The organism is Halorhodospira neutriphila (genome assembly GCF_016584055.1).
Lineage (GTDB): Bacteria > Pseudomonadota > Gammaproteobacteria > Nitrococcales > Halorhodospiraceae > Halorhodospira > Halorhodospira neutriphila.
This window is the reverse complement of the sequence record NZ_NRSH01000227.1, coordinates 1-1,672: the sequence shown is the minus strand read 5'-3', so window position 1 is coordinate 1,672 and position 1,672 is coordinate 1. Positions and strand designations below refer to the sequence as shown.

The 1,672-nt window shown below is 77.2% G+C and carries 2 protein-coding genes; both read left to right on the top strand.

The window, feature by feature from the left end; all coding sequences use genetic code 11:
* Positions 1–1,066: FAD:protein FMN transferase (locus CKO13_RS12025; RefSeq protein WP_200261352.1), on the top strand; the 1,066-nt coding region annotated here is incomplete at its 5' end.
* A 14-nt stretch (positions 1,067–1,080) separates the two neighbouring features.
* Positions 1,081–1,672 (top strand): cytochrome c biogenesis protein CcdA (locus tag CKO13_RS12020; RefSeq protein ID WP_476702780.1); only part of this gene is annotated, 592 nt, incomplete at its 3' end.

Below are 1,672 nucleotides of genomic sequence, written 5' to 3'. Positions count from 1 at the left end.
GGCGAGCAGGGCGCTGCCCCCCGGGCGGCGCGCCCTGCTCGCCCTCGGCGCCCTCGCCGCCACCCTGCTCGCCGCCGGCTGCGGCGGCGGCAGCGAGCCGGCGGCGGAGCGGCTGCGCTTCAACGCCCTCGGCACCGAGATCGAGATCAACATCGCCGAGGCCGGCGGCGGCGACGCGGCAGCCGCGGCGCAGGCCGCCCGCAAGGAGATCGAGGCCATCCACGAGGCCTGGCACCCGCGCTACGGCGCCGAGCTCGCCCCCCTCAACGAGCGCCTCGCCGCCGGCGAGGGGGCCGAGGTCAGCGACGGGCTCGTCGAGCTGCTCCGCCAGGCCCGGGAGATCGAGCGCGCCAGCGGGGGGCGGTTCAACCCGGCCATCGGCGGGCTCATCGAGCTGTGGGGCTTCTCCCGCCACGACGGCCGCCTCGAGGCGCCGCCGCCGCGCGAGGAGGTCGAGGCGTGGCTCGAGCGCGCGCCGAGCCTCGCCGACCTGCGGATCGAGGGCAACCGGGTGAGCAGCCGCAACGACGCTGTCCAGCTCGACCTCGGCGGCATCGGCAAGGGCTACGCCGCCGAGCGCGCCGTCGAGGCCCTGCGCGGCGCCGGCGTCGAGGCCGCCGTGGTCAACCTCGGCGGCGACCTGGCCACCCTCGGCCGGCCCGAGGCGGGGGCCCGGCCGTGGCGCATCGGGGTCCGCCACCCCCGCGACCGGGCCATCCTGGCGACGGTCCGGGCGCAGGCCGACGAGGCGGTCTTCACCTCCGGCGACTACGAGCGCGCCTTCAAGCACGAGGACCGGCGCTACCACCACATCCTCGACCCGACCACGGGGTATCCGGCCATGGGCAGCCGCTCGGTCACCGTCGTCCACGAGGACCCCGTGCTCGCCGACGCCGCGGCCACGGCCCTGTTCATCGCCGGCCCGGAGGCGGCCTTCACGGTGGCCGAGCGGCTCGGCGTCCGCCGCATGCTGCTCATCGACCGCGACGGCGAGGCCTGGCAGACCGAGGCGATGGCCGAGCGGACCACCTTCGAGCAGCCTATGGGGCGCATCCACACCGAGTGAGCGGAGCCGCCGCCGTGCGCCGGAGCGCGACCGTCCTGCCCGAGGACCGGCTCGGGATGACCCTCTTCCTGGCGGTGGTCGTCCACGCCCTGCTCATCCTCGGCGTCGGCCTGAGCTGGCAGCCGCCGCAGCTGCAGGAGCCGGCGGTCACCATGGAGGTCACCCTGACGCGCTCGGCGACGGCGCGGGCGCCGGACGAGGCGGACTTCCTCGCCGAGCACGACCGGGCCGGCGGCGGCCCGGCGGCGGGCGGCGGCTCCCAGGGGCTCGGCCGGCTGCTCAGCGGCGGCAGCGTCTGGGCGGTGCTCGGCGGCTTCTTCGCCGCCGGGCTGATGCTCGCCTTCACCGCCTGCCTCTACCCCATGATCCCCATCCTCTCGGGGATCATCGTCGGCGCCCAGAGCGGCGGCCGGCCGGGCACCGGGCGGGCGCTGTGGCTGTCGTTCGTCTACGTCCAGGCCATGGCCGTGGCCTACGCCGCCGCGGGGGCCGCCGCCGGCGTCACCGGCCGCGCCGTGCAGGCGGACCTCCAGGGGCCGTGGGTCTCGGCGGCCTTCGCCGCCCTGTTCGTCGCCCTCGCCGGCGCCATGTTCGGCCTCTACAACC